The organism is Planomicrobium sp. MB-3u-38, from assembly GCF_002836425.1.
Taxonomy (GTDB): domain Bacteria; phylum Bacillota; class Bacilli; order Bacillales_A; family Planococcaceae; genus Planococcus; species Planococcus okeanokoites.
Genome location: NZ_PJBO01000034.1, coordinates 111549 through 129403, shown reverse-complemented (window position 1 = coordinate 129403; position 17855 = coordinate 111549). Strand labels below are relative to the sequence as shown.

Annotated in this window: 16 protein-coding genes; 10 read left to right on the top strand and 6 right to left on the bottom strand. The window is 47.6% G+C overall.

Annotated features, from left to right (window positions below):
* Positions 1-33: 33 nt before the first annotated feature.
* The 3 genes from CXF70_RS08060 to cyoE all read right to left on the bottom strand — a co-directional run bounded on the left by CXF70_RS08060 (position 34) and on the right by cyoE (position 2867).
* Entirely contained in the window at positions 34-762 is a 729-nt protein-coding gene (locus tag CXF70_RS08060; protein ID WP_158241167.1) for a MerR family transcriptional regulator, read from the bottom strand.
* Positions 763-821: 59 nt separating this feature from the next.
* A complete protein-coding gene (locus CXF70_RS08055) occupies positions 822-1682 on the bottom strand; it encodes an Hsp33 family molecular chaperone HslO (RefSeq protein ID WP_158241166.1) in 861 nt (286 codons plus the stop codon).
* 288 nt (positions 1683-1970) lie between these two features.
* Positions 1971-2867: a heme o synthase gene (cyoE, locus tag CXF70_RS08050; RefSeq protein ID WP_084243192.1), complete on the bottom strand. Its 897-nt coding sequence runs from the start codon at positions 2865-2867 to the stop codon at positions 1971-1973.
* Between the two features lie 131 nt (positions 2868-2998).
* Between cyoE and CXF70_RS18060 the strand changes: the two genes are divergently transcribed.
* The 3 genes from CXF70_RS18060 to CXF70_RS08040 all read left to right on the top strand — a co-directional run bounded on the left by CXF70_RS18060 (position 2999) and on the right by CXF70_RS08040 (position 6648).
* A complete protein-coding gene (locus CXF70_RS18060) occupies positions 2999-3202 on the top strand; it encodes a hypothetical protein (RefSeq protein WP_145990714.1) in 204 nt (67 codons plus the stop codon).
* Between the two features lie 99 nt (positions 3203-3301).
* Complete coding sequence (locus CXF70_RS08045) at positions 3302-3808, top strand: RrF2 family transcriptional regulator (protein WP_101802202.1); 507 nt, start codon at positions 3302-3304, stop codon at positions 3806-3808.
* Positions 3809-3810: 2 nt separating this feature from the next.
* Complete coding sequence (locus CXF70_RS08040; protein ID WP_233208576.1) at positions 3811-6648, top strand: YhgE/Pip domain-containing protein; 2838 nt, start codon at positions 3811-3813, stop codon at positions 6646-6648.
* A 121-nt stretch (positions 6649-6769) separates the two neighbouring features.
* On the opposite strand, the gene CXF70_RS08035 is transcribed toward CXF70_RS08040, so the two are convergent.
* Together CXF70_RS08035 and CXF70_RS08030 are read right to left on the bottom strand one after the other, a co-directional pair.
* On the bottom strand, positions 6770-7210 hold the full coding sequence (locus CXF70_RS08035; RefSeq protein ID WP_101802200.1) for a YtoQ family protein: 441 nt from the start codon (positions 7208-7210) through the stop codon (positions 6770-6772).
* 59 nt (positions 7211-7269) lie between these two features.
* On the bottom strand, positions 7270-7491 hold the full coding sequence (locus CXF70_RS08030; RefSeq protein ID WP_101802199.1) for a transcriptional regulator: 222 nt from the start codon (positions 7489-7491) through the stop codon (positions 7270-7272).
* Between the two features lie 498 nt (positions 7492-7989).
* Between CXF70_RS08030 and CXF70_RS08025 the strand changes: the two genes are divergently transcribed.
* From CXF70_RS08025 to CXF70_RS07995, 7 genes are all read left to right on the top strand, one after another.
* A complete protein-coding gene (locus CXF70_RS08025) occupies positions 7990-9156 on the top strand; it encodes an exonuclease SbcCD subunit D (protein WP_101802198.1) in 1167 nt (388 codons plus the stop codon).
* Positions 9153-12239, top strand: a complete 3087-nt coding sequence (locus CXF70_RS08020) for an AAA family ATPase (RefSeq protein ID WP_101802197.1) — start codon at positions 9153-9155, stop codon at positions 12237-12239. The genes CXF70_RS08025 and CXF70_RS08020 overlap by 4 nt, the downstream gene beginning before the upstream one ends.
* A 130-nt stretch (positions 12240-12369) precedes the next feature.
* Entirely contained in the window at positions 12370-12588 is a 219-nt protein-coding gene (locus tag CXF70_RS08015) for a hypothetical protein (RefSeq protein ID WP_101802196.1), read from the top strand.
* 113 nt (positions 12589-12701) lie between these two features.
* The gene (locus CXF70_RS08010; protein ID WP_101802210.1) at positions 12702-13970 is read left to right on the top strand and encodes an acetyl-CoA hydrolase/transferase family protein; all 1269 of its coding nucleotides are present in this window, start codon (positions 12702-12704) and stop codon (positions 13968-13970) included.
* Between the two features lie 194 nt (positions 13971-14164).
* Positions 14165-14599 carry a MarR family winged helix-turn-helix transcriptional regulator gene (locus CXF70_RS08005; RefSeq protein ID WP_101802195.1) on the top strand — a complete coding sequence of 145 codons (435 nt, stop codon included), beginning with the start codon at positions 14165-14167 and terminating at the stop codon, positions 14597-14599.
* Positions 14592-15767: an MFS transporter gene (locus CXF70_RS08000; RefSeq protein ID WP_101802194.1), complete on the top strand. Its 1176-nt coding sequence runs from the start codon at positions 14592-14594 to the stop codon at positions 15765-15767. The genes CXF70_RS08005 and CXF70_RS08000 overlap by 8 nt, the downstream gene beginning before the upstream one ends.
* Before the next feature lie 80 nt (positions 15768-15847).
* Entirely contained in the window at positions 15848-16681 is an 834-nt protein-coding gene (locus tag CXF70_RS07995; RefSeq protein WP_158241165.1) for an STAS domain-containing protein, read from the top strand.
* A 515-nt stretch (positions 16682-17196) separates the two neighbouring features.
* On the opposite strand, the gene trhA is transcribed toward CXF70_RS07995, so the two are convergent.
* Positions 17197-17844, bottom strand: a complete 648-nt coding sequence (gene trhA, locus CXF70_RS07990) for a PAQR family membrane homeostasis protein TrhA (RefSeq protein WP_101802192.1) — start codon at positions 17842-17844, stop codon at positions 17197-17199.
* Between the last annotated feature and the right edge of the window lie 11 nt (positions 17845-17855).

The following is a 17855-nucleotide window of genomic DNA, read 5'->3' as shown; positions in this document are numbered from 1 at the left end:
CTTATCAGCTTTTCCTCTTCCTTTCATATAAAATCACTTATGATTCAATGCTTGATTGATAAATTGGTATAGCTCGCCATCTATTTCATATTGCAGTTCGTTCCCTGGGTTTTCGGCGTGGAAATGTTCGGCTTGCTTGCGGAAAGACCTATCGTCTTCGGAAAAGGCATTCACGATGTCATTCCATTTTTTCGCTAAACCTTGTACTTTTTCATCGGAAGGAGAAGCGCCTTTTTCTTTTTCCAAACGAATTTCCTTGATAAGACCGTTAAATTCTTGCTCTGCCTGCTTTAAAAGTTGTTTGTCGGCATTTTCATATCGGCTTTCCATGGTAGCCAATTGCTGCTTCGAAAAGTATTTTTCCTTATTCATTTTCAGCGCCTCCATTAATTTAGTAAGTTCTGAAATCGAGAGGGTCCGATTGCTGCGTGCAGCCCATAACGCATTTTCCAACTCGGCTACTAGTTTTTGCTGAACCTCTATCTCTTTTTTGACGCGGGAAATTTGGGTTTGCAAAATCTCCGCAACGGTTTGTTCCTCCGGATTAGACAACAGAAGTTGTATTTCTTCTAATGACATTCCCATCTGCTTTAAGGACAAAATTGGCTGAAGACGTACCAAATCTGCTTTCGTGTAAAGCCGATGCCCTGACTCCGTATACTGAGAAGGTGAAAATAAACAGATTTGATCGTAATAGCGTAAAGTTCGAATCGTTAAACCCGCCAATTCGGCAACTTCTCCGACTTTCCAATGTTCCTTCATTCGCTTAGCCTCCATTTAACAACATTTCTATTCACCAACTAAAACCGAGAAATTCGAAGTTAGAAGAGTTGCTGCATCTCCTTTTGCTCAAACGTGTAGGTTTTCCCGCAAATATGGCAAAAAGCTTCAATGTCTTCCTTTCGTTCAATGCTCCGTTTGATTTCCTCTTCACTCAATGAATAAAGCATGCCATAGAACATTTCTTTACTGCATCCGCAGAAAAATTGACTGGAGCTATGGCCAATAATTTTTGCATCCCCAAACAACTGGGTTAACGCTTCTTCGCTGTCACGCGCTTCTTCAGCGTTTAGTTTACTGAAAATATCCGGATTGGCTTTCACAATCATTTTCACTTCTGAAAGCAGTTGTGGTGGTGCACCGGGAAGCAGTTGTGCATATAGGGCATGGCTGGAAAGAAGGGAACCTCCCTTATCCAACTGAATGTCGGAATAAAGATAGGTCGGCGTCTGATCACTCTGCACAAAATAGTTGGCGATATCATCCGTGATATGTTGATTTGGCATATCTGTAATGCTGGTGAATTGATTCATCTCAGAACCCTTTATGACACGAATCATCCCAGAAGGTCCAATCAAATCTTGCATCGACTTTTCTTCTATTTCAGAAGATCTCAAAAGTTCCTCGTTCAGGTATCCTCTGACATTTCCATTGGCTTCGGCTTCCGCAAAAATCTTATGGCGAGTGTTGCTCAACGTTACCTGGAGGCTCATTCGCTGGTTCCCTTTGAGCGTACCAGAGAGTATGCTCATCGCGGATACCGTTTTGCCCAACATCAGTTTAAGAGATTCAGGCAGTTCTTGGTTTAAAGCAAAGATATCGCGAAGCAGCTGGGTATTATCAATAAAATATAGACGAATCTGTTCTTCATTAATTAATGCCTTAACAATGGCATTTTGCACAACGATTTCCCCCTTTGCAAAGGTAAGCTAGTATTACTATAAAACATTACCCTACGTAAGGTTCAAGGGATAAATGCAATTTTCACGATATTTATTTTTAGTTATCATATGACATATTATCGGAAGTAAATTAAATCAAACTGTACTCTGCTTCTTCCCAGACTCTTTATTTTCATAATAAATATTCCTTATCCTCCATACTCTATGTAACTTTTAGAAAACAAAAAAGATCCCCAACCGGTGAAAAATCACTGGCTGGAGGTCTTCTTTGGTATACCGGTAAATTCATCAAATGGCTGCAAGGATCAAGCCAATGGATGCGTAAATGATGACAGTGAAGAATACACCCATCATATGCACCAAGGAAAAAAAGAACATTTTATTGGCCCAGGCCTCGATTCCCAGCTTACGGGAGCCGAATAGGCTGAGTGCCAGCCACATTAAGCCTAAGATAAGCGATACCAATGTCAGGCCGAGGCTGAGCGGCAGGAACAAGAAGCTGGAGAGCACGAGTAAAACCAAATAGATATTGCTTTGGAGATACGTGCGCTTTGCGCCTTTGATGACTGGGAGCATCGGTATTTTCGCCGCCGCATAATCTTTTTCTTTTCGGATGGCGATGGCATAGAAATGCGGCATCTGCCAGATCACCATGATTAAGAACAAGGCCCAGCACGCGGGATGCCAAATGTCAGGGGCTACCGCTGCCCAGCCGAGTAAAGGAGGCATAGCACCTGAAATGCTGCCGACTTCGGTATTCCAGATTGTGTAGCGTTTTGTCCACATCGTATAGGGAACCACATAGAAAAATACGCCTAAAAATCCGAGCAATGCGGCTAACGGTGAAGCGATGTACAGCAAGATCAATCCGATCACCAAAAACAAGCTCGCCGCTATTGCCACCTTTTTGATCGAAATGGCGCCTGTTACTGTCGGCCGTGATTTCGTCCGTGCCATGATGGCATCGATGTCACGGTCATAGATATTATTGAAAGAACCGGACGCTGCGATAATGGCGGTTGTGCCTAAAAACGCTAAGATGATATTTCCGATATTATCGATAAAACTGTATTCATACGTATATAAAGCGAGCATCAATCCGGCGGCCATCGGTATCAGATTCGACTTGATGATCCCCGTTTTCACCACTTGAGCCCATAATGTTTTTTGCGATTGCTTTTTCATTACATTTATATCTCCTCTTATATCCACAGATTTACTATAACCCAGCGGGCAAGGGAAGCTCCATCATTTTCGCTCTTTTGTGGATATTAATTTGAACATTTTAAGTCTATTTGACTAAACGATGAATTTTGATGTTAACGATTATTCATCAGGTACTTGTGCCGGCAATGTTAAAAGTCATGAAGCATTCAGCGGTATTGCAATCAAACCCAGCCCCCGAAGTTTCAGGAAACTTCTATTACAATATGATTGTCAGGCTACCTGTAGCCGGTTATAAGCAGATGGACGAACCGTTATTCGTTGTCTGCTTTTTTATTGCCACAAATTATATATGAGCCGAGGCTTGCAATTTCAAGGATAAGGAGTAGAATCTATAAATGGATATCAAACATCCATAATGGATGTTGGAAGTAGATGAAAACGAGGTGCTCCATATGCAATTGACAAAAGGTGTCGAACAAGGCATTTGTATTATCGTATTGCTTGCCACACAGCAAAGCAGTGCTCCGCTTGCTTCAGATGAAATTAGCAGAAGACTGGGTGTCTCACCTTCATATATGAAAAAGATTACGAGGAAGCTGGTTGTGCAAGGAATTGTTGTATCGGTTCCAGGGAATAATGGCGGCGTTTCGCTTGCGAAAGCCGTATCGGATATCACGCTGCTCGATATTATTGAAGCGATGGAGGGGCCAATTCGGATGTACCCGGATACTGGCCTGATCAGCCTTGCATTTCAGAAAGGTAAATATGCGCAAAGAGGGCAGGAGCTTCTTCGCAGTGTTTTTTCGCAAGGAGATCGTTTGCTGATTGAATATTTCTCCAAAGTGACAGCGGCTGATCTTTTGAAAGAAGGGTTGGGGATGTCGGATTTGCCGACCCTAAACTGGAATCGGGAAACTTTAAGTGACGTAATAGATAAAGAACAGGATGATTTTAAGTGAAAATGCTGAAACAGGAATGGAAGCAGTTGCTTGCTAAACCGCTTTTGCTCGGAACAATGATTGTCATGATGTTTATACCGATTATTTACGGGGGATTTTTCCTCGGTTCTTCATGGGATCCATATGGAAAAACAGAACGGCTCCCGGTAGCGGTCGTCAATGAGGATCTCCCTTCTGAATACGAGGGCCATATATTTGCCGTGGGGGATGAACTAGTTGAAAACTTAAAAGAAAATGAAACGCTGGAATGGCATTTTACAGATGCCGAAGCAGCTGAAAAAGGAATGGATGATGGCTCCTACTTTATGGTCTTGACCATTCCAGCCAATTTCTCGGCAAATGCTGCCTCTGCTATGGGTGATGACCCGCAAGCCATGAATTTACTGTATGAAACAAATCCTGGACGCGGCTTCTTTATCGAAGCAGTCAGCAATAAGGCAATAATGAATATAAAAGAAGAAATTGCTGAAAATGTTACCAAAGAATATGTAAAAGCGGTTTTTGCGCAGATTGAAACGCTGGGCGATGGAATAGCCGAGGCAGCTGATGGGGCGGATCAGCTGAATGATGGAACAACGCAGATACAAGAAGGAAACAAAGAATTGACTGCGGGCTTGGATGAACTTTCAAAAGGAAGTTTGAGTTTCCAGGAAGGTGCAGAGAAGCTGGAAGTCGGTGTCAGCCAGTTTGCGGATGGTGCTTCAACTTTAGAACAAGGAGCTGATCAGCTTTCCAAAGGTATTCTTGAGTACACCGACGGGGTCGCTGACCTGCGGGACGGAGTGGCTGGCCTGGCAGAAGGAACTGCTGAGCTGGATAAGAACGGTTCTGTTCTAGTAGAGGGTACGGAAAATCTGTCAGAGGGCCTTGCATCTCTTGTACCGGGAGCTGAGCAATTGAGCGACGGACTGTCACAAACGCAACAAGGCAGTGCCCGGTTAAATGACAGTTTACATGAGCTGCAGTCGAAAACCAGTGAGTTGGCCGGCGATTCTTCCGATGTGCAGCAGTTGGTGTCGGGCCAAGCGGCACTCGGTGATGGTCTGGCTGAGCTGGCAGCGGGCAGTTCAGCACTTGAGGCTGGCCTGAAGGCATTGGATGAGGATCTTCCTGCAGCCGAACAGATCAAGGAACTGCAGGAGGGCCTCGCAGGAATTGAAAATGGAATCCGTCAATTGGACGGTGCGGTTTCTGTAACCGTCAGTGAACAAGTAGCGTCCAATCTGCAAATGAATTTGGCGGCAGCACAGCAGAATTTAATCGATCTGCAGAATCTTTCTGCCTCGTCTGCGTTGACAGCGTTACAGGAAACCCCGGCCTACAGCGGATTGACCGAAGAACAACAGAAGGAATTGGCGGCTGCTGTAAGTGGGAGTGCTGCAGAACTATCAACGGTTCAGGGAGCATCCATTGAAGCGCTTGCCGGAAACTTGTCTGCTGTATCAACAGGTTTAAATGAACAAATCATCCCTGTTTTTGAATCGCTGGGTTCATTGCCGGAGCAGGTTGCAAACTTGAGAAATGCGGTGGACAAGGTGAATCCGGGTGCAAGCCAAGCGCTGGGGGGTTATTCAGCTATCCATAATGTACTTGCAGACCAGCTTTTACCGGGAGCAGTTTCTCTCGGTGAAGGAGCAGGAGAAGCTGTGCAAGGCAATGCGGAATTGCAGGCAGGCGCAGAACAAGCCGCAGAAAGTCTTCCTCAGCTCGCAGCTGCAGTCGATGGGTTGGCACAAGGCAGTTCAAGCCTGAATGAAGGTGTCTCTTCACTGTCAGCAGGTTCAACCAGCCTTGTTGAAGGCGCTGGCGCATTGCAGCAGGGATCAGTGGAGTTGGAAAAAGGAGCTGCTGCTTATACCGCCGGTGTATCAAATGCAGCAGAAGGAGTCGGACAGATTCAACAAGGAGCCGGCCAATTAGCTGCTAATTCGGCGAAACTGAATTCGGGGGCACGTGAATTGGCGGATGGAACAGAGCGTCTGGCGGAAGGGTTTCCCGCACTTTCTGGCGGCGTATATGAACTTTCCGGTGGCGCCGCTGACCTTTACAAAGGGGCAAGCGAGCTCCAGAGCGGCTCAGGCGAACTGGGTGAAGGCATCAGCCGGGTCGGGGAGGGTTCCTCTGAACTGGCTGCAAGTTTGTCGGAGGGCGCCGCCGACTTGGACGGCCTTGAAGTCACGGATGATAATTTTGCCATGATTGCAGCCCCTGCAACAGCTACCGAAAGCCAACGCAGCGAAGTGCCGAACTATGGACACGCACTGGCACCTTATATTTTGTCACTGGGTCTTTTTGTTGGAGCGTTGTCATTCAATCTTGTGTTTCCTATCAATGTCCCGGTGGGACGGCCCACTTCGGGCACGGCTTGGTGGCTAAGCAAATTCTCACTGGGATTTGTTCAGGCAACCGCAGCTGCATTGATAGTCGACGCAATCATGCTGTTCGGTTTCCAGCTGCAAGTGGAACATATAGGGGAATTCATCGCAATTTCCGTCGTCACTTCACTCACTTATATGTTCCTGATCATGTTCTTGGGGATGACTTTCGGTAATCCCGGTCGATTCATGGCCATGATTCTGCTTGTGCTGCAATTGGGTGCGAGCGGCGGGATGTTCCCGGTAGAGTTGACAAACGGTTTCTTCCGCAATGTGCATGATTTTGTTCCGATGAGTTATGCGCTTCTCGGATTCCGGGAAGCGATGTCTTCCGCCTACGGAAATGAAACATTTATCATGAGTATTTCTGTGCTCGGAGCATTTTTCCTGGGCTTTAATGCCTTGCTCTGGTTTGTGCTCAGCATACGTAGCCGTAAAGCTTTCAGGCTGGCGGATGCAAGTTGAGCTGTTGAACATTAATTGAATGAAATGCCTGTACGGTCATTGCGAAACGATAATTAAGAATAAATGAAAATGGAGAAAAGAGGCTCTTGGATGAGTCTCTTTTCTCCATTTTTTTATTGGTTTACTCGAAAATATAGGATAATGCTTTTATCGCCTGATCGCATGTCTCCACCGTTGCATTTGCTTTAGCGGATAATTCTTTCAGCGGGTGGTGCAATTTTTCCGGACGGATGATGATGACCGGCTTGCCGACTGCAAGGGCGGCACTGGCATCCATTGCTGTGTTCCACTGTTTGTATTGTTCGCCGAACAATGCAATAACCAGATCGGCTTTGTGCATCAGCACACTTGTCCGCAGATTATTGAAGTTCGAGGCGGCAGCGTCTTTATAGACCGCGCCAGGCTGTTCCCCGAGAATTTCTTCGCCGATATTGTCGGAACGGTCATGGTCTTCCATCGGACCGACAAAATCAACCGGGAGATCGAGTGCCAAAGATTTCTTTTTGATTTCGTCGCGCCATGTACTGTGAATTTCGCCTGCAAGATAAACGGTCAGTCTCATGATTCACCCTCCAAAACCCATTTCTTCCAGTGTATCATACTTTCAGGAAGGGATTGGAATCAGACTATCATGCGCTCTTTCGTAATGACCGGAATGGCTGAAAGCACATTTTCCATCTTGAAAGTACGCTTTTCTTTCCGCAAAAAGCAATACGCCTGAAACGTTTCGCCGCTCACTTTCAGGATTTTAATCCGGCGTTTGCTGATGCCCCCGTCATTCGCTATATACATCATGTCGACAAGCTGCTGGTACTTAAAAGCCTTCAGGATCTGTGCTTTCATTTCATTTCCCTCCTTGGGTTTGGTTTTCTAGATAATAAAGATTTCTGTGCATATCGCTTCGGCGCTTAGGACAAGTGCAAAGATTATGCTCCTGCGCAAGCTCGTCGCAAAGGAGGTGCCATCTTCGTATGGCACACCTTGGCTCCCGCAATAAGCCGAGAAGAACACTCGTCTTATTACTTCGCCCAGTCCATGGACGCGCCGGCGCTGAGAGAAGTCTCTAGAGATATGGAGCAAAACAGCGAAGACGCCCAGGTATGCAGGCGAATGCCGACGAAGTGCTGAGATCCACTCGGGCGAAGGGTACCGAGCACGAGTTAGCTTAGTGCAAGCCACCAGGCAAGCGAAGCTGTTTTGCGGAATATCGAGTATTAATAAATCATCAACAAGAACGTTTGTTCTCATTATAAATCAAATTACCCTCTAAAACAACTAAACAGAATCGTGTATAATGGAACGAACATATATTCTTTTCAGAGTAAAGAGAGGAGCAAAACCATGAAGATATTTCACACGGCCGACTGGCATTTAGGGAAGCTCATCCAAGGAATTTACATGACAGAGGAACAGCGTTATGCGCTGCAGCAATTTATAGATGCAATTAAAACAGAGAAGCCGGATGCGGTGATTATCGCGGGCGATTTATACGACCGCGCCGTGCCTCCGACAGATGCCGTCAATCTGCTTGATGAGCTGCTTGCGAAAATTGTGCTCGAGCTGGAGACGCCGGTACTGGCAGTCGCCGGCAACCACGACAGCCCGGGGCGCCTCAACTTCGGCAGCCGTCTGATGAAGGATAAAGGCATCCACATCGCCGGCCATGTCCAAAAAGACCCGCAGCCCGTCGTACTCGAAGACGAACACGGCGAAGTTCATTTCCACCTGGTGCCATATACCGATCCGTCGATGGTCCGTTATATTTTCGATGATCCGGAAATTCGCACGCATGATGACGCTCTTCAAGCAATCACTGCCAACATCAAATCGAACTGGGATAAAAAAGCGCGCCATGTATTTATTGGCCATGCGTTCGTGACTTCTCACGGCGAACAGGAAGAAAACACGAGTGATTCTGAGCGTCCGCTGGCGATCGGCGGAGCGGAGCATGTCAGCGCCGCCCATTTGGAGGCCTTCCATTACTCGGCGCTCGGCCACTTGCATAAAGCCCATTTTGTGCGCAATGAAACCATCCGTTACGCGGGGTCTCCGTTGAAATATTCGATTTCGGAAGAGCATCATCAAAAAGGGTATTTAGTGGTTGAGCTGGATAGCGACGGAAATGCCAACGTTGAAAAAAGACTGCTCCAGCCGCGTCGCAATATGCGCCGTGTGGAAGGCATGATTGATGAGATCCTTCGTCACGAAGTGAGTGAGGATTTCGTATTCGTGACTTTGCTGGACGATGCGCCGGTCCTGTTTCCGATGGAGAAGGTCCGTTCCGTCTACCCGAACGCGATGCATGTCGAACGGAAGAACTTTGTCAGAGAGGCATCGGAAGGGAACGGTGAATCTCGTCGTCACATGGACTCCCTGTCTTTATTCCATGCATTTTACGAAGAAGTGAAAGGCGAAGGAGCGTCGGACGAAACCGCGGCGATTTTCGAAGAAGTGCTGCAGGAATTCCTGCAGGAAGAGCCTGCTGAAAAAGAAGAGGTGAAAGCATGAGACCTTTAAAACTGAAGCTGACGGCATTCGGCCCTTATAAAGAAACGGAAACGATCGACTTTAATGACCTTCGGGAAAATCGACTGTTCGTTATCTCCGGCAGCACAGGAGCCGGGAAGACGACCATTTTTGATGGAATCTCATTTGCGCTGTACGGCGGGGCAAGCGGTTCGGACCGCAGTGAAACACGTAATCTGCGGAGTGACTTCGCAGATGATGCCGTGCATACCTGTGTCGAGATGGAATTCGAGATACATAACCAGAGATACCGGATTCTGCGCCAGATGCCGCACATTAAAAAAGGGAATAAAAGCCCGACTGGTGAACGCTATGAATTTTTTGAGGTTCATAAAGACGGCGAAAAGCCATGTGTGGAGCGGCAGATCGTCTCAGAAATCAACCAGCGGGTCGAAGAGATTTTGGGGCTGACGCAAAACCAGTTCAGCCAGATCGTCATGCTGCCGCAAGGGGAATTCCGTAAACTATTGACGTCTGAAACGGATAATAAAGAGGAAATTCTGCGCCGGATCTTCAAGACAGAACCGTATAAAATGATCAGCGAACGGCTGAAACAAAAGCGCGATGCGGCAAAAGATGCCTATGGATTGGAAGAACAGGTACTGAACAGCCATCTGCGCAGCATCGAATCTTCGCTTCCGCAACTGGATTCCGAATTGTTCGAAGTGCTGGGGAGAGAGCAGCGCAATATCCACCAGATCCTTTCGGCACTCCAGCTGGAAACAGCTTTCTATAAAGCGAAAATCGCGGATGACAAAATTCAGCACGAAACGCTGTACAAAAAGCATCAGGAAAAACTGGATAGCTTTCACGAAGCGAAAAAATGGAATGGCCGCTTTGATGAAAAGCTCGAGAAAGAGCAGCGCTACAACGCCTTGACGGAACAGCTGCCGGCAATCGCTGAAAAAGAAAAAGCGGTGCAGCAGGCGGAACGCGCAGGTTTTATTGCTAATATCGAAAATCTTTACCGGGAACTTGTAACCAATGAAATGGACAAACACAAATTGCTCGAACGGGCGGTGGATGAAGAACAGCAGGCCGAGGAGGCGAAGCTGGCGGCAGAAGAGAAATTCCTGGAGCAGCAGGGCCGCGGCGACGAGCGGTCGGCTGCACAGAATCAGGTGCTGCGCCTTCAGCACTTATTGCCGCAGGTGCGGGAGTTGGCGGCGAAAGAGGAAGAAGTTGCTGTTTTGAGCAGCGCATTCCAGGATGCCGAACAGCGTTTTCAGGCAATCGAAAAGCAATTGGCCGATATAAAAGAGCAGAAAACAGCCGCTGCCGAGAAGGTCAGTGAACTGGAAAAACAAACCGACAGCTTTGACAGCAAGCCGGAAGAACTCCGGGTGGCTGAGGATCGTCTGCGCATTGCCGGGGAATTGCTGGCCGTGCAGACGGAAGTGAAAGCCCAACAAGCCGTGAGGGACCAAAAAGAAGCGGTATACAGCGAAGCGCTGACGAAATACAAACTCATTGAAGAGAGCTGGTTTGCCAACCAGGCGCATCTCCTCGCTGTGCAATTGAAAGACGGCGAAGCCTGTCCGGTTTGTGGCAGCCACGAGCATCCTGTAATACACCAGGGAGCGACGGTGGCGGCTGTTACAAAAGAGCAGCTGGATCAGGAGAAATCCCGTTTGGATGCACTCGATAATGCTTACCGAAATGCTGCGGCACGCCTTGTTTCATTGGAAGAGCAGTGTAGCCGCAAGAAGACGGAAGCGGAAGAGCGCGGAATCACCGATGCAGAGAAAGATAGTGCATTGCTGAAGCAAGCCAAACAGCAACTGCAGGAAGATGTGCAAACTTTGCATAGCTGGAAAACAGAACTGCGCGAATGGAAAACGAAGCTTGCGGATGGGGTGAAGGAGACGGAGACAGCGGAGCAGGATCGCTCGCTCCTCCTGACGGAGATGAATGAGAAAAAATCATCTGCTGAATCTGCGAAAGCAGTGCTGGCTGAAAAGCTGGCATCGATTCCGGAAGAGATGCGCTCGCTTGCTGTTCTGGAACAGGAAATCCACCAGGCTATCACTAAAAGGGATGACATGGAAAAAGCCTGGGCTGCGGCACAGGAATTATTCCAGGGAGCGAAAGAGCGATTGGCTTCAGCTGCAATGGCTTTGCAGCATTCGAAAACCACTGCTGAAGAAATGACCGCCAAACGCCAAAAAGCGGAAGCGGAATTCAAGCAGGCACTGGATAAATCGGAATTCGAAACGGAAGATGCGTATCAACGGGCGAAAATGCGCGACTCCGAAATGGAAGAGATGAAACAGCAAATCACGCGTTTCAACCAGGACTGCCACACGCTCCAGCAGCAGATCAGCGAACTCACTGAACTGCTGGCCGGTCGGAAAAATGAAGACCTGTCGCTGGCGGAAGCGGAACTCGAGCAATTGAAAGCCGATTATGAACAGGCGTTATCGGAGCTGAATCATTCGAAAGATTGCTGCGCGAAAGGTGAAGTATTGATTGAACAGATTACCGGAGCTGTTGAAGGAGCGGCCGAAGCCGAAGCGGAATGGAATCGTGTGGCGGATCTTCACGATATGATCCGCGGACAGAACAGCCTCAAAATTTCGTTCGAGCGTTATTTGCAGATTGAATACCTCGAACAGATCATCCAGGCGGCCAATGAACGGCTGCGCAATCTGTCGAACGGCCAGTTCTACCTGATCCGCAGCGACCGGCAGGAAGCGCGGGGCAAACAGAGCGGTCTCGGCCTCGATGTCTACGATTCCTATACGGGGCAGACGCGCGACGTCAAAACTTTATCCGGCGGTGAAAAATTCAATGCATCGCTCTGTCTGGCGCTCGGCATGGCCGATGTCATCCAAAGCTTCCAGGGCAACGTCTCCATCGATACGATGTTCATCGATGAAGGTTTCGGTTCACTCGATGAAGAATCATTGAACAAGTCGATTGAAACATTGATTGACCTGCAGCGGTCTGGCCGCATGATCGGCGTTATCTCGCATGTCCAGGAATTGAAGGCGGCGATACCGGCGATTCTGGAAGTGAGAAAGTCGAAGGAAGGCTTCAGTAAAACGAGCTTCCATATTAAATAGCAGATTTTTGTTTAGGCGTTTAAAACCCTGACGGAACGTGAATTGAATAAGTAACAGGTAAATTCCGGAATAATGCTGGATGGAAGTCGTGTTCTGAATAATTATAAAGGAACGGAAAGAGGTCCTGATGATGAATAAATTCAGCTACAGATCCAGAATATTGTATTTTGCGCTGATCGCTTTTTTCAGCCTTGGATTTTTCCTGCTGCAGCTTTATGCTGTGATGAACAATGAAGTGGGAACCGGCTCTTATGTACTGCTCGTTTTGTGGGGGCTGATGGTGGCATTCGGCCTGGGCGGTATTTTTTATACGATGGCGAAGAAGAAGAAGAAGGAACGCGGACAATAGGTCTGCGTTTCTTTTTTTGGAAAAAACCGAATTTAAGGGAAAGTTTGCAAATACGGAAGCAGGCAATATATATGATAAAGTGGTTGGTAACAGAAGAAGCGGGAGTGAAGAGAATGACGAAGAAATTGAATCCTGAAGAAGTGGTCGGACTGATCGGTCAAGGAGCCGATATCATCATCCCGATTGCCAACGGCGAACCGATCAAATTGCTGGATATCCTGGAAGAGAGAGCGGATCAGCTGAATGATGTAAAGATCCATCAGATGCTGGCTTTGCGTGAACGCAGCTATATTAAAGGGGAGCTCGAACAATTAAAGCATGTATCCTATTTCCTGAGCGGTGCGACCCGCAAAGTTTATCAGCAGGCGAAGATGGAGTTAGTGCCGAATAATTTTCATGAAATTCCAAAGATGTTGAAAAAGACGACGAAAATGTCCATGATCATGACGGTGGCTTCGCCAATGGATGAACATGGCTATTTCACGTTTGGCACTCAAGCTGATTACGTGGCCGAATTTGTCGGGGAAGTTCCGTTTATACTTGAAGTCAATGAAAATATGCCGAGAACTTACGGCCACAACCAAATTCATATCAGCCAAATCGCCGGTTTCGTCGAGCACCATGCACCTTTATCTGAAGAAAAAGCAGGGGAGATCAGTGACAAGGATTTATTGATCGCGTCATCGATCATTGAAGACATTAAAGATGGCGATACGCTGCAAATCGGTATCGGCTCGGTTCCGAACGCCGTCATCAGCATGCTGAAAGATCATCGCCACCTGGGCATCCATACGGAAATGCTGCCGGACGGCGTCGTGGATCTGGTGAAAGCCGGCGCTGTCGATGGCACACGTAAATTCACGAACCGGGGAAAAGTCATCGCAACTTTTGCCTACGGTTCGAAGAAGCTATATGATTTCCTCGATAATAATCCTGTAGTAGAATTCCTGCCGGTCAGCACGGTAAATGACCCACGGGAAATCGCTAAAGAAAAGAATATCGTTTCGATAAATGCCACAACAGAAGTGGATCTTTTCGGTCAATGCGCTTCTGAGACTGTTGGCGGAAAATACTATTCTTCAAGCGGCGGCCAAGTCGACTTTGCACGCGGCGTGCGTTTTGCGGAAAACGGCAAAGGCTATATCTGTATGCCGTCGACTGCCAAAGGCGACAGCCTGTCCCGCATCAAGCTGCAATTGGCGCCGGGCTCCGTCGTCACGACCGGCAAGAACGATGTCGATAATATCGTCACAGAATACGGCATGGCCCGCCTCCACGGCGTCTCCATTTCAGAACGCGCCAAGCGCCTGATCAGCATCGCCCATCCGAAATTCCGTGAAGAATTGATATTTGACGCCAAGAAGAACGGAATTATTATTTGATGTAATGAAGTCATTTGACAGCCTATGATTACTGGACCGGAGAAAGCGCTGCTTTCTCCGGTTTTTTATCGTGGATGTCAGAAAGTGGCTGCCCGATGAGGTTGCAGCGCTTCACAGCCCAAGACACAACCTTTACTTTCCCTGTAAAACCCAATATACTTACTTAGGTAAATAATTTACAGGGAGCGGTTTGCATGGAGAATCTTTTGTTTCATGAAATCCATCAGAAATCCCGCTTGGCGATTAAAGAAGTCAATGAGGTTCTGAAGGGATATGAATTATACAGTGCACAATGGTCGATTTTATTTTGCTTGAAGCAATTTGGCCCGATGACACAAAAGGAAATTTGGCAGTACTTGAACGTGGAGGCACCGACCGTTACCCGGACCGTTTCAAAGCTGGAGGAAAGCGGCTGGGCCGAACGGAAAGAAGGGGGCGACAAACGCCAGCGCATTGTCTGCCTGACAGCTAAGGCAGAATCGAAAGTTGCTGAAATCGAAGAACGGGTCACGGCGATTGAAAATGGCATGCTTTCGTATTTAGGCAGGGAAGAACAGCAGCAATTAAAAGCTTTGCTGAAAAAGATCCATTCTGCAGAGCGGACTGAAAAGGATGTAACAAATGATTGAGAGAAAACCGATTTGGACAAAAAGCTTCATCAATATATCTGTGAGCACTTTTTTTATTTTTACAGTATTTTACGCGTTGCTGACATTTGTGCCGCTGTATGTGCTGGAAGATTTAAACGGTACGGTGGCGGAAGGCGGCATGGCCACGTCCGTGTTCCTGGTCAGTGCCATCATCATGCGTCTGGCTGCGGGAATGATTCTCGATAAATTCGGCAATAAAGAAGTGCTCGTGTTTTCAGTACTGATGTTTACCATCAGTACGATTCTCTATATCTTCATCGGCACATTTGCGGCGCTGCTCCTTCTGCGCTTTTTCCACGGCATCTGGTTCAGCCTTGTAACCACGGTGGCGGGTGCAATCGCAGCTGATATTATTCCGCCTGAGCGCCGCGGTGAAGGCATGGGTTATTATGCCATTGCCATGAACCTGGCTGTGGTGGCAGGACCGTTCATCGCGCTGACTTTGCAGCCGCTGGTGTCCTCTCGGGTTATCTTCATCATTTTCGGGGCAATCATGGTTATTGGTTTTGTCTGCGCTTTGCTGGTCCAGGTGCAGAAGATACCGAAAGAAACAGCGGCTCGGCGCAAGCTTGCCCTCAGCAATTTTCTGGAAACGAAAAGTATGCCGATTGCCAGTGTCGGATTCCTTATCTCTTTCGCTTATGCCAGCATCATCACATTCATCTCGGTCTATGCCGATGCGCTAAATCTTTTACAGACGGCGAGTTTCTTCTTCGTCGTCTATGCAGTGGCGATGCTGCTGGTACGGCCGTTTACTGGGCGGCTGTTTGACGCAAAAGGCCCGGATTATGTCATCATTCCTTCAATCATCGTCTTCGCCATCGGCTTATGGACGCTCAGTTATACGACATCTTCCTGGATGCTGCTGTTGTCGGGGGCATTGATCGGATTGGGGTATGGGACTTTGCTGCCGAGTTTTCAGACGCTGGCGATCGAGGCTGCCGATAAACACCGGAGCGGATACGCTACAGGCACCTTTTTCGCCTTTTATGATACCGGTATTGCTATTGGAGCGGTTGCCCTCGGCGTGATGGCTTCTGCTCTCGGCTATTCGAAACTGTATTTGACCCTGGCGATTTTTGTCTTGCTGATCGGTGTATATTATAAATGGATAAGCGCCAGAACTGCCGGTTCTGCAAGAAGCTGAACCGGGTCAGGTTTTATTTAATATGGAAAATACATTATACTGAAAAGATAGTCTGCAAGCAGAAGGGGTTTTTGTTTTTCATGGGACAAAAAAATGAGGAATTATATAATTACATACTTAGCAATAAAGAAAAGCTGACGGAGGAATGGCTGGGCAGCCGGAAAAAAGCGGATGGCTCCATGTATTCGAGTAATGTCTCTTCTCAGGTGGAAGAACAATTGAAGAAACAGAATGATGCTTTTATAGAAGCGGTGACTTCCGTTTTCATCAAAAGTGAAGATGAATTTCTTGTGGAACTGGAAGAATGGGTGGAAACAATCGCGACAGCACGTGCCCGCCAATCCGTGCCATTGCATGAAGTGATTGCGCAAATCCGGGTATTCCGCGGAATCTACTGGGGCTATGTACGCAAGTTCTTCAATGAGGATTTTGATGCAAACAGTGACGATGCGTTAAACTGGGCAGAAGTCTTGAACGACTCTTTCGATTACATTATCGAGCGTTTCGCCATCCGGCATTACGAAGCCGATCAGCGGATGCTCCAGAGTCAGCGGCAGATGATTTATGAACTGAGCAGTCCTGTCATTCCGATCAAAAAAGGGGTCGGCATCCTGCCGTTAGTGGGAGATATCGATACCCACCGCGCTAAAATCATTTTGGAAACCGCCCTGGAACAAAGCGTGAAACAGCAACTCGATACGCTTTACATCGATTTATCGGCAGTGGCCATCATCGATACCATGGTGGCGCAGCAAATTTTCCAAGTGATGGAGTCGCTGAAAATCATCGGTGTGCAGTCGGTGTTGTCAGGCATCCGTCCGGAAATTGCCCAGACCGCCATTACATTGGGCATCAATTTCAAAGACATCAAAGTCCACGCAAACCTGATGCGTGCTTTGGAGACTCAAGGATAGAAAAAAACCAGCTACAAGTTAACGCTTGCGGCTGGTTTTCGGCTTGTTGAAAAAGAAAATTAGGAAAGCGATATTCCACAAAACAGCTCCGCTTTCCTGGTGGCTCGCGCTGAGCTAACTCGGTCTCGTTCCACTTCGTCCGAGTGGATCTCAGCACTTCGCTTAGTCACCTGGGAGTCTTCGCTGTTTTGTTCCATATCTCAGAAACGCTTTCTATAAAGAAGTAATTTAACTATTTTTGTTTTTGAGAAAAATATTCACTTGCTTCTATAGATATAAAATGTAGCAGCAGACGGCGACTCCTGCAGGAAACAGAGCGAGTCCTGAGACCCCGCAGAGAGCGAAGCTCACGAGGAGGCTCAGGCAGCTCCCTGCGGAACGCGTCCGTCTGTCTCTGCACCGCTTCGCTAGCTTCGAGACATTAAAAGATATGCAGCGAAATGATTGAAGCAGATGATCTTTCTCGACAGCCTAAAAACCAGCCACAAGTTAAATCTCGTGGCTGGTTTTTTCATTTAAAGTACATAGTAATAAACGGCCAGGAAATGGCACAGGCTGCCGAGCAGGATGAAGATGTGAAAAATTTCATGGAAGCCGGCGTATTTGAAAGACAGGAAGTTTGGTTTCAACCCGTAAATGATGCCGCCTACTGTATACATGATACCGCCGCCGACCAATAGGGATAAGCCGACCGCTGACAGATTTTCTGCCAAAGGCACAACAGCAAATACGATGATCCAGCCCATTACAATGTAGATAGCCGTCGAAAGCCAGCGTGGTGAGTGGAACCAGACCATTTTAAAGAGGATGCCGCTGATTCCAAGAACAGCCACCAGAGCGAATACGGTCCAGCCGAGTGAGCCGTCGAGTGCAATCAGACAGAAAGGAGCGTATGAGCCCGCGATCAACAAGAATATCATCGAGTGATCCAATTTTCTCAAGAATGCAATGGTTTCCGGTTTCCCTTTTGCCGCGTGGTAAACAGTCGAGGCCGTATAGAGGCAGATCAAGCTCGCACCGAAAATGATGACTGACACGATGTGGAGAGTCGGCAGTCCAGTGGAGCTTGCTTTGATGACCATAGCTAATAGGGCCGCGATGGAAAGGACACCACCGATTAGATGGGATATAGCGTTAAAAGGTTCTCTGAAATATGTATCCATAAAATATCTCC